The sequence below is a fragment of the Alsobacter sp. R-9 genome (assembly GCF_054612375.1).
Genome location: NZ_JBTSWJ010000002.1, coordinates 533,270 through 558,341, shown reverse-complemented (window position 1 = coordinate 558,341; position 25,072 = coordinate 533,270). Strand labels below are relative to the sequence as shown.

Here is a 25,072-nt window from a genome sequence, read left to right as displayed (position 1 = left end):
CCGGTCCCCTGCGGTCGTCACTTCACTTCGTAGCGCACCGGCCACTTGTGGCCGAGCTTCTCGGCTTCCTCGATCGTGAGCTTCAGGACCTGGGAGGCGGGCAGGCCGGCCTTGTCGAGCTCGGTCGCCTTCTCCTGCGGCCACGCCTTCAGCGACGAAGCCCAGTCCTGCGCGACCTGCGGAGGCAGCTGCTTCACCACCGCGCCGATCTGCTTCAGCTGCTCGATCTGCTTGGGGTAGTTGGCGTCGTTGACCGTCCCCGTCATCGCCTCGTACTCGCGGGCAACCTCGAGGATAATGTCCTGCACGTCCTTCGGAAGGCGCTGGAAGCGGGACTTGTTGATCGTCAGGCCGTGCCACGTGATCGCGCCGAAGCCGATCTCGGTGTAGTACTTCGCCACCTCGTTGAGCTTGAAGTTGACCACGCCCGACGGGAACATGATCCAGCCGTTGTAAACGCCCGTCTGCATGGAGGTGTAGGCCTCCGGCAGCGACGACTGGACGGGCACGGCGCCCGCGAATTCCAGCCACTTCAGGTTGAGGCCAGCGCCGGCGAGCTTGCGGCCCTTGAGGTCGGCGACGGTGTTCCAGTCGAAGGTCGTGACGAGGTTGTAGCCGTTGTCCGAGATCAGGGCGATGAGCACCTGCCCGTACTTGTCCTCGAACACCTTCGAGAGGTACGGCACCTTGTCGTACACGCTACGCGCGAGCTTGACGCTAGTGACCGAACTCATCGAACCGAACGGCAGCATGACCTGGAAGGCGTGCAGCGGCAGGTTCGACGGCTCGAAGCAGAAGCAGTAGCCGCCGATGTCGATGATGCCGCTCTGCACGCCCTCGAGCGTGTCGGCGACCTTCACCATGGCGCCGCCGTAGCCTTCGATGAACTCGACCTTGTGGGACGTGCGGGCGGCGACGCGCTTCGACACTTCCGGCACAAAGAACGTGTTCATCAGGTTCACGTAGGTGTTCACCTGCGGGTGACCGGACGCGATGCGGAGCTTGATCTCCTCCGCCTTGCTCGCCGTCGTGGCCGCTGCCAGCGCGACGGCGGCAACGGCGGCCTTCAGCCAATGCTTCATGGGGGCCCTCCTGATTTCCTCCCGAGAAATCGGCGCGTATTCGGCAGATATCTCAGTTGGCTGTCAACTGGCGCACGGCAAAATTTTGTCGACCCTGAAAATGCACGATTTTTGTCACGCTCGGGTTGACGCGAGCCAATTGGCAGAGATATCAGAGAGGGGCATTGGAGCGTGTCCAGAGATGTCTGGACGGCGCTCCATCAGGGCGTTTGGATCGCGATGTCGGTCGTTGAAGACAGCTCGGAACTGATCCGCACGGCCGTCTACCACCGGCTGCGTTCGGACATCCTGTCGTGTGCCCTGCGACCCGGCTCGCAATTGCAGGAGAAGCAGCTCTGCGAGCGCTACGGCGTGTCGAAGTCGCCGATCCGCGACGCCATGCTGAAGCTCGAGGAACTGAGCCTCGTCGAGATCATGCCGCGCAAGGGCTACCGCGTCCGACCGATCTCGCTGGCCGATGCGCGCGAACTCTATGACCTCCGCCTGCTTCTCGAGCGCGAATGCGTGTCGAAGGCGGTCGAGAGCGCTCCTGACGCGACGCTGGCGGCTCTCGACCAGTTCCGCAACGTCGACGGGGCGATGCCGCTTGCGGACTGGATCGAGTACAATCGCGCCTTCCATGGCGCCCTGGCCGACGCCTCCGGCAACTCGCGGCTCGCCCGCATGACCCGTCAGGTGCTCGACCAGTTCGACCGGCTCACCACGATGAGCGTCGAGCAGAGCGGGCCGGGTGGCCGGTCCCGCTTCGTCGCCGAGCACGGCGGCCTCATCGATGCCTTGCAGCGCCGCGACAAGCGACAGGCGGTGGCGCTGAGCCGCGACCACGCCGAAGGGTCGCGCAAGCGCGTCTTCGCGGCGCTCGAAGCCCTTTCCGTCATCCCCTGAACAGGACAGTCCCGACGATGAAGACCCGCGCGATCCGCATGGCCAGCCAGGGCGCTCCCGACGTGATGGAGCTCCAGGAGGTCGAACTCGCCGCCCCCGGTCCCGGCCAGGTCCTGGTGCGCCAGACGGCCATCGGCCTCAACTTCCTCGACGTGTACCACCGGTCGGGCGCCTATCCGCTCCCGATGCCGTCCGGCGTCGGCAGCGAGGGCGCCGGCGTCGTCGAGGCCGTGGGGGATGGCGTCACGGCGCTGAAGCCCGGCGACCGGGTTGCCTATCAGGGAGGCGAGATCGGGTCCTACGCGGCGCACCGCCTGATGCCCGTCGCCCGTCTGGTGAAGCTGCCCGACGGCGTCTCGGAGGACCTTGGCGCCGCGATCATGCTCAAGGGCATGACCGTGGAGTACCTGCTCGACCGCTGCACGCCCCTGAAGAGCGGCGACTTCGCGCTGACCTACGCCGCGGCCGGCGGCGTCGGCCTCCTGATGGGCCAGTGGGCCAAGGCCCGGGGAATCAAGCTGATCGGCGTCGCTGCGGGCGCCGAGAAGTGCGCGCTGGCGCGCGCCAACGGCTATTTCGCTGTCCTCGACCGCAAGACCGACGACATCGTCGCCCGCGTGAAGGAACTCACCGGCGGCAAGGGCGTGGCGGCCGTCTTCGACAGCGTCGGCAAGGATACCTTCGAGATGACGCTCGATTGCCTCGCGCCGCGCGGCTACTTCGTCTCCTTCGGGGCCACGACCGGCGCCCCGCCGCCCATCGAGGCAGCGACGCTGCAGAAGCGCGGCTCGCTCTACTTCACCCGCCCCACGCTGGTCACCTATTCGAGCGACCCGGCGGACTATGCCGCCTCGGCGAAGGCCGTGCTCGACATGGTCGCGTCCGGGCAGCTCAAGCCGCACATCGGGCAGCGCTATCCGCTCGCCGACGCAGCCCGGGCGCATCGCGACCTCGAAGCCGGCAAGACCATCGGGTCGACGCTGCTCGTGCCCTGAGGCCGGACCACAAGAACTGGGAGGAACGTCATGTCTGCACAGGATAAATGGCCGAATCTGTCGCCCGAGATGCGGGAGGACGCGGCAGCCAACGAGTTCAGCGGAATCGTCGGCAGCGTTCTCGTGTCCGAGACGGACGACGTCCGCGTGTGGCACCTGCACCTGAAGCCGGGTTACCGCTGCCCGTTCCACCGTCACGTCCTCAACTACTTCTGGACCTGCCACTCGCATGGCTCGGCCCGCAACTACTTCGAGGACGGGACGACGAAGGAGGTGAAGCACTTCCCGGGCGATACCCGGCACCTCTATTTCGGCAAGGGCGAGTCGATGCTCCACAGCGTGATGAACACGGGCGACACCGACCTGCTGTTCACCACCGTGGAGTTCAAGAAGGGCAGCCCGAACGCCCCGCTGCCGGTGCCGGACTCGATCCGGCTCAAGGTTCCGGCCTGAGGGGAGGGCTTCGATGTACTCTCCCCCCGGCGTGAAGACCGACCCCGCCTTCCCGATCCCGGAGACGATGAAGGCCTGGGTCCTCGGTGATCCCGAGCAGCTAAGCCTCGTGCAGAAGACCGTCCCGGTGCCGAAGAAGGCCGAGGTGCTTGTGCGCGTCGACGCCATCGCCATCTGCGCGACGGACCTCGACGTGATCTCCAGCGGCCCGCCGGCGATGATCCAGGGCGGGCTGCCGTTCAACAAGAACTTCACCCCCGGCCACGAGTACATGGGCACGGTGGTGGCGCTCGGGCCGGGCGTCGACGAGTTCTCCATCGGCGACCGCATCACGGTCGAGATCCACGCCGGCTGCGGTCAGTGCAAGCGCTGCCGCATGGGCATGTACACGAGCTGCCTCAACTACGGATTGAACTACGGCGACGTGGACAAGGGTCACCGCGCCAACGGCTTCACCTCGGACGGCGGCTTCGCCGAGTACGCCATCAACAACATCAACACGCTGATCAAGATCTCCGACGAGATGTCGGACGAGGAGGCGACCCTCGTCGTCACCGCGGGCACGTCGATGTACGGGCTCACCGAGCTCGGTGGCCTGATTGCCGGCGAGAGCATCGTCGTCATGGGGCCGGGGCCGATCGGCCTGCTCGGCGTGGCGGTCGCCAAGGCGCTGGGCGCCTCGCCGGTGATCCTCACCGGAACGCGCGACAACCGTCTGCAGACCGGCAAGGAACTCGGCGCGGACCACGTGATCAACGTGCGCAACGAGGACGGCGTCGAGGCCGTGCGCCGCATCACCGGCGGCAAGGGGGTCGACTACGTGCTGGAGTGCTCCGGCGCGCCCGACGCGATCAACGAGGCCGGCCGCATGCTCAATCGCGGCGGCAAGCTCTGCCTCGCGGCCTTCCCGCACGATCCGGCCGTCGTCGACGTGGCGCACCTCGTCCGCAACAACATGTACGTCTACGGCATCCGCGGGGAGGGACGCAGCGCCACCCACCGCGCGCACGCCTTCATGGCCGAGAAGCGCTTCGACGCCACGAAGATCCACACCCACACCTTCATGATGGAGGAGTTGCCGAAGGCGCTGCACTACGCGCGCAACCGGATCGACGACGCCATCAAGATCGTCGTGAAGATGCCGCAGCGCCAGGCGGAACTCGCCAGCCGCCGCAAGGCCGGCTGAGGCATGTCGATCGACGCGGTCGCGCGCCTCGGCTGGATCGCGGCCTGCCTCGTGCTCGGCCTGCTCCTGACGTGGCAGGCTCCCGTCAACGCCGAGGCGGCGCGCCGCCTCGGCTCGCCGGCCTTCGCGGCGATGCTGTCGATCGGGCTGAGCTTCCTGCTCGTCACCGTCTTCGTCGCCGTCACCGTCGGTTTCCGGCCCGACGTCGCCGCGATGAGGGCCGGGCCGTGGTGGGCCTGGCTCGGCGGCATCACCGGCGCGGTCTTCGTCATGGGCGCGCTGCTCATCGTCCCGCACACGGGCACCTTCGTCTACGTGATGTCGGTGATCGCGGGTCAGATGATCGGGGCGGTCACCGCCGACCGTTTCGGCCTGTTCGGTCTTCCCGTCGTCGAACTCGACTCGGCGAAGATCGTGGGTATCCTGCTCGTCCTCTCCGGCGTGCTCACCTTCCACCTGTCGGAGTAGCCCGCCGGACATTTCGCCTCCCGCAAGTCCTCTTGGAGACTGTCGTGTCTGCACCCCTCAAGGGCGTCATCGCCGCCATCGCCACCCCCGTCGACGCCGCCGGCGAGCCCGATCTGCCGCGCTACCTGAAGTTGGCCCGCCACCTGCTCGACAATGGCTGCGATGCGCTGAACATCCTCGGCACCACCGGGGAGGCCACCTCGTTCAGCCTCGCCCAGCGCAAGCGGGTCATGAGCGCGCTGAAGGACGCGGGCCTGCCGATGAATCGCCTGATGGTGGGGACGGGCGCCGCCTCCATCGCTGACGCGGAGGACCTCACGAAGCATGCCGCGTCGCTCGGCTTCGCCGGCGCGCTGATCATCCCGCCCTTCTATTACAAGGGCATCTCGAATGCCGGGATGGTGCGGTTCTTCGAGCGTCTGGCGAAGGCGACCGCCGACACGCCGGTCCCGCTCTACCTCTACCACTTCCCCACGCTGTCGGGCGTGCCCTACACGCCTTCGCTCGTGGCGGACCTGCTCGCCGCGTTCGGCTCGCGCGTCGTCGGCCTGAAGGACTCGTCGGGCGACATGGAGTATGCGCGCGGGATCGCCAGGACCCATCCGGGCTTTGCCGTGTTCCCCTCCAACGAGGCGACGCTGATGGAGGCGCGGACGGGCATCTTCGCCGGCTGCATCTCCGCCACGGCCAACCTCAACAGCGCGTGGTGCGGCAAGGGCTTCCACCAGGGGGACGAGAAGGCGCTCGCCACGGCCGTCGCCATCCGCAAGATGTTCGACGGCAAGGTGCTGATCTCGGGCGTTAAGGCCACGCTGGCGCACATCCACAAGGATGCCGCCTTCGCCGCCCCGCTGCCGCCGATGGTCACCTGCGACGCCGCGGAGCAGGCCCACTACGCGGCTGAGTACGACCGGCTCGCTGCCGGCTGAAGCAGCTGCCATTGATCTGAGCCATGGTGAGGACGTCCCTGCCGCGATAATCATGCGGCAGGGACGCACATGGCACGCATCTTCAGTTTCAGGACACTCCTGGCCTTCACCGTGGCCGCCCTTGCCGGCGGCCTCGTGCTGCAATGGATGGGGCAGGGGGACGACGCGGCCCGCGTCTGGTCGGCGGGGACCGCGGGCGTGCTCGCCGTCCTGCTCGTGATCATCGTTCGCTCGCTGTCGCGCGGCGAGTTCGGCCTCGACATCGTCGCTGCGCTCTCCATGGGGGGCTCGCTGCTGATCGGCGAACCGCTCGCCGGCAACGTCATCGCCCTGATGTTGGCCGGCGGACAGGTCCTGGAGGATCACGCGCAGGTGCGAGCCCGGCGCGAAATGACGGCGCTGCTCGCCCGCGTCCCGAGAACAGCCACGCGCCACGAGGACGGGCACCTGCGGCAGGTGCCGCTGGAAGACCTCCGCCCCGGCGACCGCATCCTCGTCCGCCCCGGCGAGGTCGTGCCTGTCGACGGGACCGTTGCGGACCATGATGCCCTCGTCGACGAATCGGCGATGACCGGCGAGCCGATCCCGGTGCGCCGAGCCGTCGGCCAGCCGGTCATGAGCGGCAGCACCAACGCCGCCGGGGCTTTCGATCTTCTCGCGGAGCGTACGGCCGAGCAGAGCACCTATGCCGGAATCGTGCGGCTGGTGCAGGCGGCGCAGGAGTCGAAGGCTCCCCTGGCGCGGCTCGCTGACCGTTACGGGCTTGCCTTCCTAGCCCTCACGCTGGCGCTCACGGGGGCGACGTGGGTGTGGACGCATGACCCCGTGCGCACGCTCGCCGTCCTCGTGGTGGCGACACCCTGTCCCCTGATCCTGGCCGTCCCGGTGGCCATCGTCGCGGGGCTGTCGCGGGCGGCCGCGCACGGCGTCCTCGTGAAAAGCGCCGGTGCCCTCGAAACGATGGCCCGGGCGAGAACGCTGCTCTTCGACAAGACCGGCACGCTGACCGGCGGGGCGCCTGCCGTGGTCGCGGTCGAGCCGGCGGACGGGATCGACGGATCGGAACTCCTGCGGCTCGCCGCCTCCGTCGCGCAGGGCTCCCAGCACGTGGTTTCGGCGGCGCTCGTCACCGAGGCGCGCGAACGAGGGCTGGTGCTGTCACCGCCGGCGGCCGTCCGGGAGGACCACGGCGCCGGCCTGATCGGCGTCGTCGATTCGCGACCCGTCGCGCTCGGCACGCTGGACCACGTCACCTCCCATCTTCCTGAAACCGCGCGCGGTCAGGTTGCGGGGGCCGACGTCGCCGCCGACCGGATGGTGACGGCCGTGGCCATCGACGGACGCTTCGCGGGACTGGTCGTGATGGCCGACGAGGTGCGCGACGAGGCCGAGCAGGCCCTCGAGGACCTGAGGACAGGGGGAATCCGTCGGATCATTCTCGTCACCGGAGACCGGGCCGACGTCGCCAAGGTGGTCGCGGCCCGCCTGACGATCGACGAGGTGGTGGCGGACGCCACGCCCACCACCAAGGTGGAGGTCGTCCGGCGCGAGTCCGTCGAGGGGCCCTCGGTCATGGTGGGCGACGGCGTCAACGACGCGCCCGCCCTTGCGGCCGCGGACGTGGGCATCGCCATGGGTGCCCGCGGGGCGGCCGCTTCGTCCGAAGCGGCGGACGCCGTGATTCTCGTCGACAGCCTCGACCGGTTGCCGCGCGCGCTCGCCGTGGCGCGGCGGGCACGCGCGATTGCATTGCAGAGCGTCTTCGTGGGCATGACGCTCTCGACGCTGGGCATGGTCGCGGCGGCGTTCGGCTACCTCACGCCGCTCCAGGGCGCGCTGATTCAGGAGGGGATCGACGTCGCCGTGGTGCTCAACGCACTGCGCGTGCTGGCCCCCTCGGCGGCCGAGCGAGACCTCGTTCACCGTGACCGTTCGAAGGCTTCCACGACGGTGGCCGAGGCCGCTTGACAGGGGGAGGGGCGTCCCGTAAGTCACCGCCACCGCAGCGGACAACACCGTCTGCCCGCGGGGGTGTAGCTCAGTTGGTTAGAGCGCCGGCCTGTCACGCCGGAGGCCGCGGGTTCGAGCCCCGTCACTCCCGCCACTCCTCTCCGCAAGCCGCCCGCCCGGGCGGCTTTTTCATTGCGCAGTCTCGTGGGGCGGCATGGTCGCGGCGGCAGCCATCTGTCCGCGCGCGGGTTTCTCCGCGGGCCGCGACGAACCGTTAAGCGTCTGCGCCGTGACTCGTGGGAATTGCATCGAGTTTTAGGGAAACCGGACACAATTGTTGCAACCGGTGGGGCCCTACTGTGGCCTATCCCACGGTCGCGATGTGGATCGGGCCCCTATGTTCAAGACACCGGTGTTTCCCAACGTCCCGGTCCTCGTGGTCGACGACAGCCCCTTCGCGCGCCGCATCCTCCGCAGCATGCTGGAGCCTGTCGGAATCCGGCAGATCTACGAGGCCTCGGACGGCGGCGACGCGCTTCAGCGCCTCGCCCAGTTCAAGCCGGCGCTGATCATCCTCGACTGGAACCTTCCCGTCCTGAACGCGAAGGGCGTCCTCGACGTGCTGCGCGATCCCAAGACGTCGAGCGAGACCGACGTGCCGGTGATCGTGATGTCGGCATCGCCGACGCGGCGGATCATCAACGAGGCCTCCGAGCGCAACGTGAAGCACGTGCTCAAGAAGCCGTTCGCCCCGAAGGCGCTGTGGCAGCGCATGGCGACGTTCTTCGACGAGGACCCGACCAACCTCTTCGACCAGGCGCCTCAGGCCCTGCTGGGCATCCGCAAGCCGCCCGAAGAGAAGGCCGCCGACCGCTGGCAGCGGAAGGCGAAGGACCTGATCCACTGAGGCTACGCGGACTGCGGCCCGGAATCAGCCATCGCCGCTTGAACCCGCCAACGAGAAAGGGCCCCGGAAACCGGGGCCCTTCGCGTTTCGGGTCGTGAGGAGCGAAGCCCCCCTCAGTTCTCGACCTTCTTGAAGAGCGCCTGCATCTCCTCGATCGAGATGACGCGGTCCGTGACGATCTCGCCGTCCTTGATCTTCCAGACGAGGGCCGGGCCGGTGACGTCGCCGTTCGCGTCGAACTCGATCGGGCCGGTCGCGCCGCTGTACTTGATCGGCTTGCCTTCCTTGATCAGGGCGACGGCCTTCTTGAACTCCTCCGGGCCGGTGCCGACCTGCGCGCCGCCAGCGGCGTGGACCTGACGCACCGCGTCCTTGATCGAGGGGCCGGTGAGGTCCTTGGCGATGTTCATCGCGAGGCCCAGCACCATCATCGCGTCATACTGGGTGTGAACGCCGGGGCCCTTGCTGTCGTACTTGTACTTGGCCTCGAACGCCTGGTTGAACGCGTCCACGGTCGGGCCGGCCACCTGGGCGTTGTCCATGCCGAAGCTCTCGTTGAGGAACTTCGGGCCGACGCCGTTGACGAAGTCCATGACGCGCATGGAGTTGTTGAGCGCGATCTGCTGCGGCCCGCCCAGCGACAGCCATTCGCGCACGATCGTGACCGCGTCCTTCGGGAAGCCGATGAGGAGCAGCGACTCCGGCTTCGCAGCGAGCGCCTTGGTCACCTCGGCCCGGTAGCTCGGCTGGTTGTCGTTGTAGGGCACCTCGGCGACGATGTCGCCGCCGAGCTTGGGCAGCGCCTGCTTCACGAACTTCGTCATGTCGACGCCGAAGTCCGTGTTGACGTAGATGATCGCGGTCTTCTTCAGCCCGCGCCGGGTGATCTCGGAGGCCGTGGCGAAGGCCTGCGTCTTGGACGTGGGCAGCGTGCGGAAGAAGTAGCCGCCGCTGCGCCCGTCGAGCGTGAAGGCGCTGGCTGTCGAGCAGCAGGAGATCTGCACGACCTTCGAGGGGCCGGTGACCGAAGCGATGATCGGTCCCGTGACGCCCGAGGAGATGGTGCCTGTGATGGCCGGGACCCGCTCGACCTCGACGAGGTACTTCGCGGCGTCGACGCCCACCGTCGGCTGGCCCTGGTCGTCGCGCAGCACGAGCTCGACCGGGCAGCCCTTGATCCCGCCGCCCTGGTTGATGTGCTCGAGCGCAAGCTGGGCCGCCTCGGCGATCTTCTTGGTGATCGGGGCCATCGAACCCGTCATCGGCAGGATGCCGCCGATCTTCACCGGGCAGGAGACCTGCTGCGCGGAGGCCGGCGCCGGCATCGCCAGCGCGAACGTGGCCAGCGCGGCGGCCACCCCCATGGTCGTCTTCATCATCCCTCTCCCTGTTCTTCGCCGGCTCCCGATGACCGGAAATCTCGGCCAGAATTCAACATGTTGAACTTCCGGGTTTCACCCGGTGCTGTCAATCGCCGGCGTCCCTCCAGCACCTGTCGGGACGCGCCCCGCGCTCATCTGTCGCCCGACGCGTGCCGCGACACCACCGTCTCCTCGCCGATCAGGCCGCGCGGGCGGAAGAGGAGGGCGAGCACGAGCATGAGGCCGATGAGGATGACCTGGATCGCGCCGCCCTGCGCGGCATGCGCCGCCGGAACGAGCTTGGTGATGGCGACGCCCGACGAGGCCCAGATCGCCCACACGACGAAGGCCCCGAGCAGGGCGCCCTTGTTGTTGCCGCTGCCGCCGACGATCACCATCGCCCAGATCTGGAAGGTCAGGATGGGCAGGAAGTCGAACGGGCTGACGAAGCCGATGAAGCTGACGTAGAGCGCTCCGGCCAGGCCCATCAGCGTGGCGCCGATGACGAAGGCCTGCAGCCGGAAGTTCATGGCGCTCTTGCCGAGCGCGATGGCGGCCGTCTCGTCCTCGCGCACGGCCTTCAGCACCCGTCCCCAGGGCGAGCGCAGGATGCTCTCGAGACCCCAGTAGACGAGCCCGACGATGGCGAGGAGCAAGGCCAGGAAGAAGAGGTTGAAGGCGAGTGGCGAGCCGAGTACCGCGTAGAGCGGGCGCGGAATGCCGGTGAAGCCCTGCGACCCGCCCGTGAGCGCCTCGAAGTTCAGCGTCACGAGCTGGATCGTCACCGCGATGCCGAAGGTCGAGATGGCCAGGTAGTCGCCGCGCAGGCGGATCGTCGCGACGCCGACGATCCAGGCCGCCACGGCCGTGACGGCCATGGCGCCGAGGATGCCGACCGGCCAGGGCAGGCCCATGTTGGCGATGAGATCGGCGCGCGGCGGGGTGGTGATGATGGCGTGGGTATAGGCTCCGATGGCGTAGAAGCCGGTGATGCCCGCGTTGAAGAGCCCGGTGTAGCCCCACTGCAGGTTGAGCCCGAGTGCGACGATGCCGAGGATGAGCACCACGCTGAGGAAGAAGACGCCGTAGGAGAAGAGGCCGATGGTCATGGCGCCGGTCTCACTGCTTCTCGCCAAAGAGGCCCTGCGGCCGCACGAAGAGGACGGCGAGCAGCACGAGGAACGGCATCGCGGTCTTGTAGCCCGGGCTGATGACGAGGACGGAGAGGTTCTCCGCCAGCCCCACGAGCAATCCCCCGACAACGGCGCCGACGAGGGAGCCCGCCCCGCCCAGGATCGCGGCGGCGAAGAGGGCCAGCAGCAGGTTGAACCCCATTTCAGGGTGGATCTGCGGGGTGAGCCCGAGGAAGACGCCGGCCATCGCGGCGAGCCCGCCCGAGATGAACCACGTCCACCGCACGACGCTCTCCACCTGCACGCCGCACACCTGCGCCAAAGCCGGGCTCTCCGCCATGGCGCGCATGGCCATCCCGGTACGGCTGTAGGTCAGGTACAGGTGCATGCCGACCACCACCACGACCGTCAGCCCGAGGATGAAGATCTGGTCGGGCAGCATCCGGATGCCCGGCAGGACCTGCACGGCGATCTGCAGCTCGCGTGTGTAGAAGTAGGAGCCGTGCCCCCAGATCAGCACGATGACGTGCCGCATGATCAGGGCCGCGCCGAACGCCGCGAAGACCATCGAGAGAGGGTGGGCGCCCGAGTTGCGGAGACGGCGGAAGACGAGGATGTCGACGAGCCAGGCGAGCCCGCCGGTCAGCACGCCGGCGATGACCATCGCCGCGATGAGCTGCCATCCGAACGACAGCGGCCCGGTCGGCGTGCCGGGGCCGGCGAAGGCCACGACAACGAGTGCCAGATAGGCGCCCCAGGTGACGAGTTCGGAGTGGGCGAAGTTGGCGAAGCGCAGGATCTGCAGCCCGAACGACACGCCGATCGCCCCGAGCGCGATGATGGCGCCGGTCAGGATCCCGTCGGCGATGGCCTGCCCCAGCATCAGTGACCTCCCGTGGCGACCGTGCCCGCCTTGCGTGCGCCGAGGAAGGCCTCGGCGACCGCGGGGTCGTCGAGCAGCGACGCCGCACTCCCCTCGAAACGGTTCTCTCCGTCGGCGAGGACGTATCCCCTGTCGGAGATGCGCAGCGCCGCCTTGGCGTTCTGCTCCACCATGAAGACGGCGACGCCCGACTGGGCGAGGCGCCGCAGGTCGGCGAAGACCTCGCCGACGACCTTCGGCGAAAGGCCGGCCGTCGGTTCGTCGAGCATGATCACGGCAGGTTCCGTCATCAGGGCCCTCGCGATGGCGAGCATCTGCCGCTGCCCGCCCGAGAGCACGCGGGCCCGCTGGCCGCGCTTCTCGGCAAGGGCAGGGAACAGCGCATAGGCGGCATCGAGCCGCCGCCGCAGCGCGGAGCCGACGGTGTGGCCGCCCACCATCAGGTTCTCGTGGATGGTGAGCGTCGTGAACACGTTGCCGGTCTGCGGGACGAAGGCGAGCCCGGCGGCGATGAGTTCATGGGTCGGAAGCCCTGTCACTGGCGCGCCGCGCAGCAGCACCTCGCCGCTCTCGATCGGGACGAGCCCGGCCAGCGCCTTCAGGAACGTCGACTTGCCGGCGCCGTTCGGCCCGATGATGGTGACGATCTCGCCGCCCGCGACATCGCCATGCACGCCCTTCACGATCGGCAGGCCGGGCACGTAGCCGGCCACCACGCTGCGGGCGACGAGCAGGGGACCCGTCATGCCGGCAGGTCTCCCAGATAGGCGTCGAGCACACGCGGATCGGCCAGCACCGACTGCGCGTCTCCACTGTGGATCACCTGCCCCTGCGCCATGACCACGATCGGGTGGCAGATGCGCATCACGAGGTCCATGTTGTGCTCGATGAGGAGGAAGGAGATGCCGCGCGCGTGCAGCGCGAGGATCTTCTCGACGAGCGTCTCGAGCAGGGTCGGGTTCACGCCCGCGCCGGGTTCGTCGAGCAGGATCATCGCCGGCTCGATCATCAGGACCCGCGCCAGCTCCAGCAGCTTCTGCTGCCCGCCCGAGAGCGTGCCCGCCTGATCGTCAAGCTTGGCGCCGAGGCCGCAGAACCGCAGCACCTCCACCGCGCGATCACGGTTTTCGCGTTCCTGGCGCGCCACTTCCGCGGGGCGCAGCCAGTTGAGCCAGAAGCGTTCGCCCGCCTGGGCGAGCGGCACGAGCATGGCGTTCTCGAGCACGGTCATGCGCGGGAAGGGGCGGGGGATCTGGAAGGTGCGGGCGAGCCCCTTGTGGAAGATGCGGTCCGGCGAAAGGCCGTCGATCCGCTCGCCGCGAAACCTGATCTCGCCGCGCGACGGCTTGAGCGACCCCGCAACGAGGTTGAAGAGGGTCGTCTTGCCCGCGCCGTTCGGTCCGATGAGCCCGGTGATGCGCCCCTGCTCGACGGTGAGGTTGACGCCGTCCACGGCATTCATGCTGCCGAACGACCTCACGAGCCCGCTGATCTCGAGCATGAACCGGTTGAGCCCCCACCCCGCAAACCCGGGGAATGAAGCATGCGCCGCTGCCCGGCGAAAGGGCCAAATTCAGCTTTTCCTACAGCGGCGTGAGACCGTTGCCGTCAGCGCCGCCGGAGCGCCGTGACCTCGATTTCCACCTTCATCTCCGGCATGGCGAACCCGCAGATGATCGTGGTGTTCGTGGGTCTCGGATCGCTGAAGGTCTGGCCGAGGACCTCGCAGACCGGCATCACCCAGGCGCGGTCGGACAGATAGACGCGCACGCGCACCACGTCTGCCAGGGAGGCGTCGGCCTTTCGCAGCGTGGCTTCGATGGTGCGCAGCGCCTGTCGCGCCTGCTCGGCCGCGTCGTCGCTGATCGAATCATCGGTGAAGTCGTAGCCCGCGGTGCCGGAGACGAAGATCCATTCTCCGTCGACGACGGCGCGTGAGTACCCCGCCCAGGCCTCGAACCGGGACCCGGTCGTGATGGCGCGACGCGTCTCTGACATGGGATTGCCCTCCTTCGAGCCAGATTTCCACAGCTTATCGACGCCTTGCGCCCCTAGGGAACTGGGAATCAGGGCGGGGCCGGTGCACCGGACAATTGTCAACCCTTAACTTAATGCGGTGGGTTGACGCGCAGGCCTGCCACTGCCAAAAACTCGGGGCGGCACACCCATGACGAGAGAAGACGGGGACATTGTCCTCCGGGGATCTATGGTGCGGCCGTTCCTGAGAATGCGGGTCCTGTCCGGCTGGGCGCGGCAACGTCTTGCGCGGGCCGTGGTCGTGGCGCCGGTGCTTTTCGCCGCGGCCGGTTCATCCGCCGCCATCGCCCAGGAAGCCCTGGCGCAGGCCGTCCGTTCCGAGGCCCAGGAGGCGGAAGAGGAGGCGTCGTCCGACGCCCAGGCGGGGCCGCTGGAACTGTCTCGTCCCCAGCCCGCCAGTCCGGAGGCCCAGCGTGCCGCTCTCGCCGCGTTGGCGGCTTGCGGCGTTGCCCATTTCACGAACCAGGCGAAGGCCAATCCCAGCCGTCCCTACACCGCCATCGAGTCGACCCTCTGGACGGGGTGCCGGGTCCCGTTCGCCGCCTACCGCCAGACGATCCTCCCCGACGGTGGTTCGGCCGAGGCGGGACGGAGGGTCATGCGCGAAGGGTACCAGCAGATCCGGCGCCAGCTGAAGGCGGCCTATGACGAGGTTGCCGCGGCCGAGCTGAAGTCGCGGCCGGCGATTGCTTCGCCGTCGCTGCCGCCTGCCGCGGGTTCCGCGAACCGAGGGGCGCCGCCATCGGGCGTCAACGAGGAGCCTGCGGCGACTGAGCAGCCGCCCGCGACCGGCGAGGCCTCGCCCCGGTTGCCGGCTTTCGCCAACGTCCCCTTGCCGCCTGAACGTCCGAAGGATCTCCCGGGAGCAGGAAGCGGGCCGGCCGCCGACCGGGGTTCCATGTCTGACACGGCAATCGCGGCTCCGAAACGGACGAATCCAGCGGCGAGCCCAGGGCGAACCGACGAGACGCAACCCGTCGCGGCCGACGTCGCGACCCGGCGGGCGCCGGGGCCGTCGGCGGATCCGGTCCAGGCGGGCCGTCTTCCATTCGAGAGGCCTGCGGCCACCACGGCCGGGGACGGAAGCCCGTCGGTCGTGACCCGGTCGGAAGCGGATGGTCGGGCCTTTTCGGCACCGGAGACCGCGACGACGCCCCAGGCCGCGCTGCCCGCGCCGCCTGCGTCGCCGCCGCCGGGCCTTCTACCGATCCCACCCGCCAATGCTCCGGCTGCGGCGCGCGCGGTGCCGGGCCAACAGGTGGCTTCGGAACCCTCTCCCGCACCGCAGGCAGAGGCGGCTCCCGACCGCACAGCCGCCTCGTCGGCCCTGCCGGTCGCTCCGCCATCGACGACGGATCAGGCTCCGGCAGCTCCGCGGCCTGACGCGGGCAGCCTCGCTGCGGGCCCGTCCGAGGATCGGGCCGCGCAGGAGACCGTGGCCAGCGCAGGCACTGTCCAGGCACCCGGACCCGGGCCGGAAGGCAACGCTCCCGTGGACGAGCCGGGAATGCCCCCGCCGGGCCGGGGCGCCGCGATCGCCGAGATGGATGACTTTCCGGCACGGCCGCCGACGACCATCGGTAGCCCCACGCCCCGGCACCTGCCTGGACGGCCCCGGAGCGGAGCGACGGACGCCGATGCGCCCCAGGCCGCCACGGCACCGCAGTTCGCCACCGCGCCCGAAGTCCCCGCCAAACCCCAGGTCGCCCCCACACCCGAGGTCACCCCCACACCCCGGGTTCCCACGAGCCCCAGTGTCGCCGACGGCGTGCAGGATGCACCGCCACAAGTGCCGAGCGCGGCAAGCCCTGGGCAGCCCGAGCGGACGGCCTCGTTGCCCCCGGGCGCGGGACAGCAATCGGTCGACGAAGGTGGGACAAGCACGATCGGGAAGACGGTGACGGAGGTTCCCTCGCTCACGCTCGAGGCCGCCGTCGAGCGTCATCGCGTCTGCATGGCCCGCGCCGTCATCTCGACGATGAGCGCGACGTCCGGAGACGCAGTCTCGGGAGTGATGAGAGCGTGTTCCGACCGGCAGGAGCAGCGCGTCGCGATGGCCCTGAAGACGCGCGATCCGGCCCCGTCCGCCACGGTCATCGCAGAGGTGCGCAACGCTGTGGAAGCGGCGACCCGGGCCGAGGCGCGGGAGCTGATCGGGCTTCTGAGGGGCGGCTCGGCCCGCTGAGACAGGGCCCTCGGCAAAAGACCCCGAGAGTCTGAGAACGCGTCAGGAAGCCATTTAGATTAAGTCGCAGATTAAGTGTGGAACCTTTTCCACCACGTCGTCCGCGCGTCGTGACGCCGTCGTCCGAGCCACCAGAAATCACTTTGTATCACAGAACCTTAGCGGTTGTTCGGACGGGGCATCGCAGGCCGTCGAATATCGAGTTCAGAATTCGTCAACTCTGGTCCGGGGGGCCGATTTGCTTTACTCAAGAGGCGGATTGATGCGGCAGAAGCCGCGCCCCCTCTGAACCTTCGATGGCCAGGATCACCGGACGTCTCGCGCGCTGAACCAGCGGCGAGCCGGTCGGCGTCCGCGTTGCATGGTGGTGCTGCGTCATGTCGCTTGGAACGGTCGGTCTCCGCTGGCGGATCCTTCGTGACGTCGTTCGCGGCGAAGGCGCGCGTCTTGTCGCGACGGGCATCGCATCGCTCGGAATCAACCTGCTGCACCTCGCCGCCCCCGCCTATGCGCTCGTGGTGCTCGTCCATCTCGAGGCCGGAGGGTCGGCCGCCGTCATCATGAAGGCGACGCTGGCGGTTCTCGCGGCGCTGGCGGCACGGTACGCGCTGGTCGACCTGCGGCGCCATTGGCTCCAGACCCTCGCGGACCGTGTCCAGTCGCAATGGGTGACGCCGACCCTCGTCCGCCAGGCCAGCAGCGGGCGCGCGCCCGATGACGGACCGGCGTCCGATCTCGATGCCGTGCTCAGGCTCCTCGGGGGGCGGGCGGGGGCCGTGCTTTGTGATCTGCCCTGGATCGCGCTTTTCGTGGGTGCCGCGTGGATGATCGACCCCCGCGTCGGGGCCTTCCTCCTCGCGGCCAGCGTCGCGGCCGCCGTGACCCTGCTTGCGTGGGTCGGGTCCGGCGTCCGCTCGCGGGTTGGCGAACATGCGGAAGCGCGTCAGTTCTCGTCCCTGGCGGCCCTGCTGTCGCGGCCCGGCGCAGGCACGCTCCCGGTCGAGCCGGTGGCGGCCGCACATCGCCGGTTCTGGTCCGCCCACTGGCGGTGGGACACGCTCGTGCAGCGGCTCTCCTCGGCTGGGTCGGGCGTGGTCGCCGCCAGTGCGGTGGTCACCTTCGCCCTGGTGCTCCACCTCGACGTCGATGAGGGCACCGCCGTGGCCTTCGCCATCGCCAGCGCGCTGCTCGCGTCGCGCACGATCGGAGCCATCCGGTCCCTGGCCATGGTGATGCCCGAAGTCATGTCGGCGCATGCCGCGCTCGGCCGACTGGCCGAGTTTGCGCCGCAGGCGGGGGAGGCGGCTCGGTCTCCCATCCTCCCCATGCCCCACGGCACGATGCGCATCGACGACCTCGAGGCCGGGCCGGCCGCCGGGGGGCCGGCGTTGGCCGGGATGCACCTTCGGCTGCGGGCCGGCGAAGCCCTCGCCATCGTGGGTCCGAGCGGGTCCGGCAAGTCGCTGCTGGCGCGCTGTCTCGCCGGTCGCGCGTCGCCGGTGCGGGGCGCCGTCCTCCTCGACGGTGTCGCGCTGGAGCGCTGGGGCGATGCGTCCGACCTGCCGGTCGGATACGTGCCGCAGGAGGTCACGCTGGCTGCCGGGACGATTGCGGAGAACATCGCCGGCTTTGCGACGGATGCCGATCCTGCGGCCGTCGAGGCTGCCGCAATCGCGGCGGGTCTCCATGACTGGGTCACCGCCCTGCCTCAGGGATACGGGACACCGCTCGAGGAAGGGGGACGGAACCTCTCGGCCGGCGAGCGCCAGCGGGTCGGGTTGGCCCGCGCGCTTTACGGCCATCCGTTCGTGCTGGTGCTCGACGACCCCACGGCGTGGCTTGACGGCGAGGGGGAGCGTGCGCTCGACGGAGCCATCGGCGCACTGCGCCAGCGCGGCGGCATCGTGGTCTCCTTCCACCAGCGGCCCCCGCAGCTTGCGTCCATCGACCGGCTGGCCGTGCTGGACGGCGGGAGGGTGAGGATGATCGGCGCCCGTCCGCACACGATGCAGGCGATGGTCGAGCGGATGATGACGGGGATGAAGGGCGAGCAGAATCCGTCCCTCCGGCCGGCTGCCGGCGGAACCACGGGCTGATCCGCAATCGGACGGACTGCCGCCGGACTGCCGGGGCCGCTAGGCAGGCGCACGCACCCCTGCCCGGAACCCGTCATGACCCCCGAGATCGTCTTTCTCATGCGCGCCGCCCTGTTCGCGGCGCTCGTTGCCAGCATGGCGTGCTACGTCGTCTCCCGATGGGGCGAGGGGACGGGGCGGGACGGCTTCTTCCGCTAGGCGCCCTTCATTCCGCGGCCGGGGCGGCCACCGGCAGGGCGGGAGGTGTCGGCTTGCGGCCGAGGCGCGGCCCGGGCTTCCTGTAGAACGTGAGCATCCAGGGGAAGCCTTCCTCTGCGATGGCGATGCACGTGCTCGCGGGTTCGTCCCACTGCCTCGGATCGGGATCGTCCCAGGCGCGGCGAAGGCGCTCGTGCGCCGCCGAGAGCCGCACGAAATCGTCGGACTTCGCGACGTTCTCGTCGCCGACGAGGACGAAGAGGCGCGTTTCACCCTGCCGGCCACGGACGGCGACGGAGCCCGCCTCGACCCATGCCAGGTCCGGCGCCTGCTGCACGACGCTTTCCGACACGAGGATGTCCGTTCCCACGTCCTTGCAGAGGCCCTCGATGCGCGAGGCCACGTTCACGCTGTCGCCCAGGCAGGAATAGTTGAAGCGGTTCTCCGACCCGACGTTGCCGACGCAGGCAAAGCCGAGATTGAGACCGATGCCGATACGGACGGTGGCATCGGGATCGATCTTCTTCAGGCCGAAGGCATCCGCGTCATTGAGCTCGATGAGCTTGCTGCGCATCCGTAGCGATGCGCGGCAGGCGCGCAGGGCATGGTCGGGCACGTCGAGCGGGGCGTTCCAGAACGCCATGATCGAGTCGCCGATGTACTTGTCGATGGTCCCCGCCTCCTCGACGATCTCCTCGCTGAGGCGGCTCAGCAGGCGGTTGACGAACTCGACGAGCTCCGTCGGGCTCATGGTCTCGCTGAGGGACGTGAAACTGCGCACGTCCATGAACATGATGGTGAGCTCGCGCTCCTCGCCGCCGAGACGCAGGGCCGACGGGTCCTTCTCCAGGCGCGCCAGCACCGACGGCGAGACGTATCGGCCGAAGGCGCGCCGGACGAACCGCTTGTCCCGGTCCGTGACGAGGAAGCGGAAGCTGGTCATTGCGAAGTGCAGGAGCAGGGCGCACAGGGCCGGGTAAAGCGGATCGAGCAGGATCCCGTACTGCGAGAACGCGATCCAGGAGGCTGCGAAGGTCGACAGCGCCAGCGCGCCGCCGAGCACCAGCGTCAGCATAGGGCCGCCGAAAGTACCCAGGACCACGATGGCGCTGCTGAGGAGGATCGTCCACAAGGCCTCCAGGGGATCGACCCAGTCGGGCCGGGTCAGGTGATGGCCCGTCAGGATCTGCTCGATCACCTGAGCGTGGATGGAGACGCCGGGAACCGTCTCGGCCAACGGCGTCGTCCGGTTGTCGAGCAGCCCCACGGCGGACGTGCCGATCAGCACGATGTGGCCCTCGATCAGCTCCCGCAGCGCCGCGTCCGGCGCGTCGCGCATGATCCTCAGGGCCGAAACGTAGCGTTCGGGCACGTTGCGCGAGAAATGGACGCGCAGCTCGCCCGTCCGGGTCGTGGGAATCTCGAACTCGCCGACACGCGCGCCGATGGACGCCGCGGGCGTGGTATGCGTCGAGCGGATCAGGATGGTGTCGATGCCCTGCGCGACCCGCAGCGCCTCGATGCCGAGGCTCGGGAAGGTCTGCCTGCCGTCGCTCCAGAACAGCGGAATCTGCCTCAGGATCCCCTGGTTGTCATTCGGGGACACGCTGAACAGCCCGACCCCAGCCGCCGCCTGCTCGAGGGGGGCGAGGTTCTTGGTGACGCCGGCAAATCGCTGGAGAGACAGCGCGGGGTTCTCGCCCGTGTAGGCGAAGCCGTTCTTGACCGGGGGGCGGACGTCGTTGGGTTCCGTCACGATGCCGAAGCCGAGGACGACGTTCCGGTTGGCGATGGCCGCGGCGAACACGGCGTCGCTGTCCGGGAGCTTCTGCGCGATTGTGCCCGAAAGTTCGGCGCCGATGGCGCCCTGCACGTCGGGACGGCGCGCGAAATGCGCCGGCGACAGCCGGTCCGGTTCGGGGAACACGAAGTCGAAGGCGATGGAGGCCGCGCCGAGCGCGTTGAGCCTCTCGACGAGCGTCGCCAGTTCATTGCGGGGCCAGGGCCACTGTCCGATGGCCTTCAGGGAGGCCTCGTCGATGTCGACGATCCTGACGGGAAGTGGCTCGTAGGGGCGCGGCGACAGCCGCTGGTATTCGTCGAACAGCAGTTCGCGCAACAGGCGAAGCTGCCCCGGGTCGCCGACCCTGAGCAGCCCGCACAGAATGCTGAAGAGAATGCCGACGGCGAGGGCGAACCAGCGCGATCGCGTCATGGCCGTCCCCGCCGGACGAGATCAGTTGTGGTCGCCGCCGCGGCTCCCTTCGCCACGGCCACCATGGCCACCGTCGCGCCCACCGTATCCGCCGTCACGGTCGCCGTGTCCGTCGCGGTCGCCCCGGCCGTCGCGGTCTCCTCGCCCGTCGCGATCTCCTCGCCCGTCCCGTCCGCCGTCACGGTCGGACCCGCGCCCGCCGCCTCCGGGACCACCGGCCGGTCCGCCTCCGTTGCCGCCGGGGCCGGCGGATGCGCCGGAACCCGCGCCCGAGCCGCCCTCCGAGCGACCACCTTCCGAGCGGCCGCCATCAGACCGACCGCCATCACGCCCGCCTTCGCCGCGTGCGCCGTCGCCTCGGCCGCCGTCCGAGCCGCGCCCCTCGCCATAGCCCATGGCGCTGCGGTCTCCGTGGCCGTCGCGGCCATTGCGTCCGTCGCGGCCTCCGCGGCCTTCCCGGGCCTCGGCAACGCCGGGTGTTGGAGCCTCCCAGTTGATGCCCCCGCCGCCATGCTGGGCGTAGGACGGGCCACCGGCCGGCGGTTGGCCGTCACGTCCGCCGTCACGGCGACCGTCGCGATCCCGATCGCGTCCGCGGTCGCTGCGGCCTTCGCGCCGATCGTCCCGCGAGGACGTTCGCTCATCGCCCGTTGGCGCGTTCCAGTTGATGCCGCCGCCGGCGTGACGTCCATAGGACGCGTTCTCCGGGCGGTCATCCCTGCGCCCGTCGCGATCGCGGCCACGATCACCCCGTCCCGCGCGCCGGTCATCATGGTCGCGCACGTCGGCACGTTCGCGGGGCGCGTTCCAGTCGATCCCACCCCCGGCGTGCCGGGAGAAGGAGTGCGAACGCTCCTCGTAGTCGCGCTGGCGGGCATCCCGCTCGTTGCGCTCCCGCTCGCGCCGGCTCGTGGGTCGATCGTCACGGTCGCGGCGGTCGTAGCCGCCGCGCCGGTCGTCGCGGTCCCGACGATCGCGCGCTGCCTGCCGCTCCATCCTCTCGCGGTGGTCGATGTACCCGTGCCGCGGGCCCGGCTTGTCGTACCCGACCTTGCGCGGCCCGTGCCGATGACGGTCGTCGTCATCGTCATCGCGCGGATGATGATGGCCGTGATGCGGCTTGTGGGGGTGATGATACTCCTCCTTCGGCGGCGGAGGAGGGGGCGGGGGCGGCGGAGCCGGGGGACGGGGAGGAGGCGCGGCGGCGACGAAGGGAGCCGCCACCTGCACGACCTGGATCCGGTCCGGCGGCCCGGGCTCGAGAGCCTTCTGGTTGACGATGCCACAGCCGCGTGTGTCCGCCTGAAAATCCAACCGGAGCATGTTGGCCCGGTCGGTCACGTAAGGGAAGAGTTCGCGCAACCGAGAATTGCGCTCAGCCACATCCTGGATCGCTAGCGGGCTGCTGCCCGGACCGCCGATCTGGACCATGGCGCAGGAGTCCGTGGCCGTCACGCAGTCACGGCCCGAGCAGACCTGCGCCTCGCCCTCGAACAGAACGAAGTGGGTCTCGCCGTTCGCACCTACGGCGATGTCGAACTGCGTGCCGCGGACGCCGATCGTCGCCGTCGGCGTCTTGATGGCATAGGCGTCCTTCTGGCTGTCGCCCGTCATGAAGCGAAACGTCCCGCGCAGGGCGTTCACCGTCATGTTCGTGACGCGGTTGTCGCTCTTGAGGACGTAGCGCTCGACGAGCAGGCTCGAATTGGGTCCGACGACCATGCGGGTGTCGTCGCTGAACAGCAACTGCGCTTCGCCCACCGGCCCCGTCTTGACCCGGTCGCCCATGAAGACCGGCTGGTCCGGCATCAGGATCCGCACCTGTGCCGCGCTGCGAAGCGCCTCCGCGTCCGGAATGACGGAGACGGCCTTTCCGCTCACTTCCTGGGCGGCCAACGGACCCGTGACGGCGGCGTACACGACGACGGCGCCGAGGGTTCTGACGAAACCGGGCATGAACGCACCCACTCCGCAACACAACGCTTGCTAAAAAAGTTCTTAACAGTTTTTTCACTCTCGCTCTAGGCGTGGCGCAGTTTAGGGCTTGACGCAGTTAAGTCAGCCGATTCGCCAATGATTCTAGGCGTCTTCGGGTTGAACTGCAGACTCGCAACGAAGCCGTGGCCGACGTCCGTTTCATTAATTTGATGAAACGTTCAACCGGCGCGCGCCAAAGGCTGTCCCGGAATAGGTCAGAGCTTTACGGCTCGTTAACCATCTCCGCCTGAAATCGGGGGGCAGGAGATTCCACGCCGTGTCAGCTCAACCCAAGGTCAAGACTGCTCCCCGCCCGGCCCTTCGCTTCAGAGGCCGTTCGTTCCTGGCGCTCTCGCTGGCGCCACAAGCGCCGCTCGACGCCTGGCTCGCCGACCTCGACGCCTGGCTCGAGCGCTCTCCCGGTTTCTTTTCCGGTCGGGCCGTGATCCTCGATGTCGCGGGCGCCCCCATGGAGGTCGCGGCCCTCAAGCATTTCATCACCGATCTCGACAGCCGCGGCATCCGCATCATGGCCGTCGAGGGCATGGACTCCGGGGGCCTCGGCCTCGGGCTCCCGCCCGTCATCGCCCACGGGCGCGACGCGCAGGTCCCGCCACAGGCTCCGGCCGCGCCGGCGCCTGCGCGCGGTAAGGCGCTGCAGGCCGACGCGACGACGCTCTTCATCGAGGATCCCATCCGCTCCGGCCAGTCCGTGTTCCATCCCCGCGGGGATGTCGTGGTGATGGGCTCGGTGTCGTCGGGCGCCGAGATCGTCGCCGGCGGCTCGATCCATGTCTACGGAGCGCTCCGCGGCCGCGCCATCGCCGGCATCGCGGCACAGCCGGGCGCTCGCATCTTCTGCCGCCGGTTCGAGGCCGAGCTTCTCGCCATCGACGGGCTCTACAAGTCCGCTGACGACATCGATCCCGCCGTCCACGGCCGTGCCGTGTCCGCCAGGATCGTCGAAGACGCGCTCGTCGTTCAGCCCATCGACTGACGACGACAACGAAAGCAACAGGAGGGTATCAAGCCATGGCCAAGGTTCTGGTGGTGACGTCGGGCAAGGGAGGGGTCGGCAAGACGACCTCGACCGCCGCGCTCGGCGCAGCGCTGGCCCAGATGGGTCAGAGCGTGGTCGTCGTCGACTTCGACGTCGGCCTGCGCAATCTCGATCTGGTGATGGGCGCCGAGCGGCGCGTGGTCTACGACTTCGTCAACGTCATCCAGGGCGAGGCGAAGCTCGCCCAGGCGCTGATCCGCGACAAGCGGCTGGAGACGCTGGCCCTGCTGCCCGCCTCCCAGACGCGTGACAAGGACGCGCTGACCGAGGACGGCGTCACGCGCGTCATGGACGAGCTGCGCGAGAAGTTCGACTGGGTCATCTGCGACAGCCCGGCCGGCATCGAGCGCGGCGCGTCGCTGGCAATGCGGCACGCCGACGTCGCCGTGGTCGTCACCAACCCCGAGGTCTCCTCGGTGCGCGACAGCGACCGGATCATCGGCCTGCTCGACAGCAAGACGCTGAAGGCGGAACGCGGCGAGCGGATGGAGAAGCACCTGCTCCTCACCCGCTACGACAGGCTGCGCGCCGAGCGCGGCGACATGCTGAAGGTCGAGGACGTCCTGGAGATCCTCTCGATCCCGCTCGTGGGGATCGTGCCGGAGAGCCAGGACGTGCTGCGGGCCTCCAACATCGGCCAGCCGGTCACCGTCTCCGGGCCCGACACACCAGCCGGCAAGGCCTATGCGGACGCCGCGCGGCGCCTCAAGGGCGACCCGATCCCCATGTCGATCCCGCTGACGCAGCAGGAGCGGCCGGGCCTCTTCGGGCGTCTCTTCGGCCGGAGGGCCGCATGACGATCTTCAACCTGTTCCGCAAGAAGCCCACGGCGCCCGTCGCCCGGGAGCGGCTTCAGGTCCTGCTCGCCCATGAGAGGGCCTCGATCGGCCGCACCGATCTCGTCGCAGTGCTGCGCGAGGAGATCCTGGCCGTGATCGCCAAGCACGTGACGCTCGACCCCGACCACCTGCGCGTGCGCATGGAACGCGGCGAGCAGATGAGCACGCTGGAGGTGGAGGTGGATATTCCGGCCACCGCCCGCGTCAGGCTGGCCTTGTCCGCCTGACCGGAC

23 protein-coding genes and 1 tRNA gene are annotated in these 25,072 nt (G+C 69.0%); 15 read left to right on the top strand and 9 right to left on the bottom strand.

Features of this window, described 5'->3' with window-relative positions; translation table 11 throughout:
• Nucleotides 1–17 precede the first annotated feature (17 nt).
• Nucleotides 18–1,082 carry a C4-dicarboxylate TRAP transporter substrate-binding protein gene (locus ACX9GQ_RS05315; protein WP_459628494.1) on the bottom strand — a complete coding sequence of 355 codons (1,065 nt, stop codon included), beginning with the start codon at nt 1,080–1,082 and terminating at the stop codon, nt 18–20.
• Nucleotides 1,083–1,301: 219 nt separating this feature from the next.
• Here ACX9GQ_RS05315 and ACX9GQ_RS05310 point away from each other — a divergent pair, with 219 nt between their 5' ends.
• The 9 genes from ACX9GQ_RS05310 to ACX9GQ_RS05270 all read left to right on the top strand — a co-directional run bounded on the left by ACX9GQ_RS05310 (nt 1,302) and on the right by ACX9GQ_RS05270 (nt 8,855).
• Entirely contained in the window at nt 1,302–1,967 is a 666-nt protein-coding gene (locus ACX9GQ_RS05310; RefSeq protein ID WP_459628493.1) for a GntR family transcriptional regulator, read from the top strand.
• 17 nt (nt 1,968–1,984) lie between these two features.
• Complete coding sequence (locus ACX9GQ_RS05305) at nt 1,985–2,962, top strand: quinone oxidoreductase family protein (RefSeq protein WP_459628492.1); 978 nt, start codon at nt 1,985–1,987, stop codon at nt 2,960–2,962.
• A gap of 30 nt (nt 2,963–2,992) precedes the next feature.
• Nucleotides 2,993–3,415 carry a cupin domain-containing protein gene (locus tag ACX9GQ_RS05300; RefSeq protein ID WP_459628491.1) on the top strand — a complete coding sequence of 141 codons (423 nt, stop codon included), beginning with the start codon at nt 2,993–2,995 and terminating at the stop codon, nt 3,413–3,415.
• A 13-nt stretch (nt 3,416–3,428) separates the two neighbouring features.
• Nucleotides 3,429–4,601 carry a zinc-dependent alcohol dehydrogenase gene (locus ACX9GQ_RS05295; RefSeq protein WP_459628490.1) on the top strand — a complete coding sequence of 391 codons (1,173 nt, stop codon included), beginning with the start codon at nt 3,429–3,431 and terminating at the stop codon, nt 4,599–4,601.
• Between the two features lie 3 nt (nt 4,602–4,604).
• Complete coding sequence (locus tag ACX9GQ_RS05290; RefSeq protein WP_459628489.1) at nt 4,605–5,069, top strand: DMT family transporter; 465 nt, start codon at nt 4,605–4,607, stop codon at nt 5,067–5,069.
• A gap of 44 nt (nt 5,070–5,113) precedes the next feature.
• Nucleotides 5,114–5,998, top strand: coding sequence for a dihydrodipicolinate synthase family protein (locus tag ACX9GQ_RS05285; RefSeq protein WP_459628488.1), 885 nt, complete (start codon nt 5,114–5,116; stop codon nt 5,996–5,998).
• Nucleotides 5,999–6,067: 69 nt separating this feature from the next.
• Entirely contained in the window at nt 6,068–7,966 is a 1,899-nt protein-coding gene (locus ACX9GQ_RS05280) for a heavy metal translocating P-type ATPase (protein WP_459628487.1), read from the top strand.
• 59 nt (nt 7,967–8,025) lie between these two features.
• Nucleotides 8,026–8,102 (top strand) — tRNA-Asp (locus ACX9GQ_RS05275).
• A gap of 243 nt (nt 8,103–8,345) precedes the next feature.
• Entirely contained in the window at nt 8,346–8,855 is a 510-nt protein-coding gene (locus tag ACX9GQ_RS05270; protein WP_459628486.1) for a response regulator, read from the top strand.
• A 113-nt stretch (nt 8,856–8,968) separates the two neighbouring features.
• Here ACX9GQ_RS05270 and ACX9GQ_RS05265 read toward each other — a convergent pair whose 3' ends face one another.
• The 6 genes from ACX9GQ_RS05265 to ACX9GQ_RS05240 all read right to left on the bottom strand — a co-directional run bounded on the left by ACX9GQ_RS05265 (nt 8,969) and on the right by ACX9GQ_RS05240 (nt 14,230).
• Complete coding sequence (locus tag ACX9GQ_RS05265) at nt 8,969–10,231, bottom strand: ABC transporter substrate-binding protein (RefSeq protein WP_459628485.1); 1,263 nt, start codon at nt 10,229–10,231, stop codon at nt 8,969–8,971.
• Nucleotides 10,232–10,368: 137 nt separating this feature from the next.
• Nucleotides 10,369–11,325 carry a branched-chain amino acid ABC transporter permease gene (locus tag ACX9GQ_RS05260; protein ID WP_459628484.1) on the bottom strand — a complete coding sequence of 319 codons (957 nt, stop codon included), beginning with the start codon at nt 11,323–11,325 and terminating at the stop codon, nt 10,369–10,371.
• 10 nt (nt 11,326–11,335) lie between these two features.
• A complete protein-coding gene (locus ACX9GQ_RS05255; protein WP_459628483.1) occupies nt 11,336–12,232 on the bottom strand; it encodes a branched-chain amino acid ABC transporter permease in 897 nt (298 codons plus the stop codon).
• On the bottom strand, nt 12,232–12,978 hold the full coding sequence (locus ACX9GQ_RS05250) for an ABC transporter ATP-binding protein (protein ID WP_459628482.1): 747 nt from the start codon (nt 12,976–12,978) through the stop codon (nt 12,232–12,234). Before ACX9GQ_RS05250 ends, ACX9GQ_RS05255 begins: the two co-directional genes overlap by 1 nt.
• The gene (locus tag ACX9GQ_RS05245) at nt 12,975–13,733 is read right to left on the bottom strand and encodes an ABC transporter ATP-binding protein (protein WP_459628481.1); all 759 of its coding nucleotides are present in this window, start codon (nt 13,731–13,733) and stop codon (nt 12,975–12,977) included. The genes ACX9GQ_RS05250 and ACX9GQ_RS05245 overlap by 4 nt, the downstream gene beginning before the upstream one ends.
• 107 nt (nt 13,734–13,840) lie before the next feature.
• Entirely contained in the window at nt 13,841–14,230 is a 390-nt protein-coding gene (locus ACX9GQ_RS05240) for a RidA family protein (RefSeq protein WP_459628480.1), read from the bottom strand.
• Nucleotides 14,231–14,459: 229 nt separating this feature from the next.
• On the opposite strand from ACX9GQ_RS05240, the gene ACX9GQ_RS05235 reads away from it, so the two are divergent.
• The 3 genes from ACX9GQ_RS05235 (at nt 14,460) to ACX9GQ_RS05225 (ending at nt 18,748) form a co-directional block, all read left to right on the top strand.
• A complete protein-coding gene (locus tag ACX9GQ_RS05235) occupies nt 14,460–16,454 on the top strand; it encodes a hypothetical protein (protein ID WP_459628479.1) in 1,995 nt (664 codons plus the stop codon).
• A gap of 377 nt (nt 16,455–16,831) precedes the next feature.
• Entirely contained in the window at nt 16,832–18,550 is a 1,719-nt protein-coding gene (locus tag ACX9GQ_RS05230) for an ATP-binding cassette domain-containing protein (protein ID WP_459628478.1), read from the top strand.
• Nucleotides 18,551–18,625: 75 nt separating this feature from the next.
• A complete protein-coding gene (locus tag ACX9GQ_RS05225; RefSeq protein ID WP_459628477.1) occupies nt 18,626–18,748 on the top strand; it encodes a hypothetical protein in 123 nt (40 codons plus the stop codon).
• Between the two features lie 7 nt (nt 18,749–18,755).
• Here ACX9GQ_RS05225 and ACX9GQ_RS05220 read toward each other — a convergent pair whose 3' ends face one another.
• A complete protein-coding gene (locus tag ACX9GQ_RS05220) occupies nt 18,756–20,963 on the bottom strand; it encodes a CHASE2 domain-containing protein (RefSeq protein ID WP_459628476.1) in 2,208 nt (735 codons plus the stop codon).
• Between the two features lie 21 nt (nt 20,964–20,984).
• Complete coding sequence (locus tag ACX9GQ_RS05215; protein ID WP_459628475.1) at nt 20,985–22,919, bottom strand: FecR family protein; 1,935 nt, start codon at nt 22,917–22,919, stop codon at nt 20,985–20,987.
• A gap of 298 nt (nt 22,920–23,217) precedes the next feature.
• On the opposite strand from ACX9GQ_RS05215, the gene minC reads away from it, so the two are divergent.
• From minC to minE, 3 genes are read left to right on the top strand one after another with little or no spacing between them, the layout of a single operon-like run.
• On the top strand, nt 23,218–23,937 hold the full coding sequence (gene minC, locus ACX9GQ_RS05210; RefSeq protein WP_459628474.1) for a septum site-determining protein MinC: 720 nt from the start codon (nt 23,218–23,220) through the stop codon (nt 23,935–23,937).
• Between the two features lie 35 nt (nt 23,938–23,972).
• Complete coding sequence (minD, locus tag ACX9GQ_RS05205; RefSeq protein ID WP_459628473.1) at nt 23,973–24,797, top strand: septum site-determining protein MinD; 825 nt, start codon at nt 23,973–23,975, stop codon at nt 24,795–24,797.
• Complete coding sequence (minE, locus tag ACX9GQ_RS05200; RefSeq protein ID WP_459628472.1) at nt 24,794–25,066, top strand: cell division topological specificity factor MinE; 273 nt, start codon at nt 24,794–24,796, stop codon at nt 25,064–25,066. The genes minD and minE overlap by 4 nt, the downstream gene beginning before the upstream one ends.
• Nucleotides 25,067–25,072 lie beyond the last annotated feature (6 nt).

Coding starts and splice junctions, on each gene's coding strand:
- ACX9GQ_RS05315 (WP_459628494.1), bottom strand. CDS start 1,082: ATGAAGCATTGGCTGAAGGCCGCCGTTGCCGCCGTCGCGCTGGCAGCG.
- ACX9GQ_RS05310 (WP_459628493.1), top strand. CDS start 1,302: ATGTCGGTCGTTGAAGACAGCTCGGAACTGATCCGCACGGCCGTCTAC.
- ACX9GQ_RS05305 (WP_459628492.1), top strand. CDS start 1,985: ATGAAGACCCGCGCGATCCGCATGGCCAGCCAGGGCGCTCCCGACGTG.
- ACX9GQ_RS05300 (WP_459628491.1), top strand. CDS start 2,993: ATGTCTGCACAGGATAAATGGCCGAATCTGTCGCCCGAGATGCGGGAG.
- ACX9GQ_RS05295 (WP_459628490.1), top strand. CDS start 3,429: ATGTACTCTCCCCCCGGCGTGAAGACCGACCCCGCCTTCCCGATCCCG.
- ACX9GQ_RS05290 (WP_459628489.1), top strand. CDS start 4,605: ATGTCGATCGACGCGGTCGCGCGCCTCGGCTGGATCGCGGCCTGCCTC.
- ACX9GQ_RS05280 (WP_459628487.1), top strand. CDS start 6,068: ATGGCACGCATCTTCAGTTTCAGGACACTCCTGGCCTTCACCGTGGCC.
- ACX9GQ_RS05270 (WP_459628486.1), top strand. CDS start 8,346: ATGTTCAAGACACCGGTGTTTCCCAACGTCCCGGTCCTCGTGGTCGAC.
- ACX9GQ_RS05265 (WP_459628485.1), bottom strand. CDS start 10,231: ATGAAGACGACCATGGGGGTGGCCGCCGCGCTGGCCACGTTCGCGCTG.
- ACX9GQ_RS05260 (WP_459628484.1), bottom strand. CDS start 11,325: ATGACCATCGGCCTCTTCTCCTACGGCGTCTTCTTCCTCAGCGTGGTG.
- ACX9GQ_RS05255 (WP_459628483.1), bottom strand. CDS start 12,232: ATGCTGGGGCAGGCCATCGCCGACGGGATCCTGACCGGCGCCATCATC.
- ACX9GQ_RS05250 (WP_459628482.1), bottom strand. CDS start 12,978: ATGACGGGTCCCCTGCTCGTCGCCCGCAGCGTGGTGGCCGGCTACGTG.
- ACX9GQ_RS05245 (WP_459628481.1), bottom strand. CDS start 13,733: ATGCTCGAGATCAGCGGGCTCGTGAGGTCGTTCGGCAGCATGAATGCC.
- ACX9GQ_RS05240 (WP_459628480.1), bottom strand. CDS start 14,230: ATGTCAGAGACGCGTCGCGCCATCACGACCGGGTCCCGGTTCGAGGCC.
- ACX9GQ_RS05235 (WP_459628479.1), top strand. CDS start 14,460: ATGCGGGTCCTGTCCGGCTGGGCGCGGCAACGTCTTGCGCGGGCCGTG.
- ACX9GQ_RS05230 (WP_459628478.1), top strand. CDS start 16,832: ATGTCGCTTGGAACGGTCGGTCTCCGCTGGCGGATCCTTCGTGACGTC.
- ACX9GQ_RS05225 (WP_459628477.1), top strand. CDS start 18,626: ATGACCCCCGAGATCGTCTTTCTCATGCGCGCCGCCCTGTTCGCGGCG.
- ACX9GQ_RS05220 (WP_459628476.1), bottom strand. CDS start 20,963: ATGACGCGATCGCGCTGGTTCGCCCTCGCCGTCGGCATTCTCTTCAGC.
- ACX9GQ_RS05215 (WP_459628475.1), bottom strand. CDS start 22,919: ATGCCCGGTTTCGTCAGAACCCTCGGCGCCGTCGTCGTGTACGCCGCC.
- minD (WP_459628473.1), top strand. CDS start 23,973: ATGGCCAAGGTTCTGGTGGTGACGTCGGGCAAGGGAGGGGTCGGCAAG.
- minE (WP_459628472.1), top strand. CDS start 24,794: ATGACGATCTTCAACCTGTTCCGCAAGAAGCCCACGGCGCCCGTCGCC.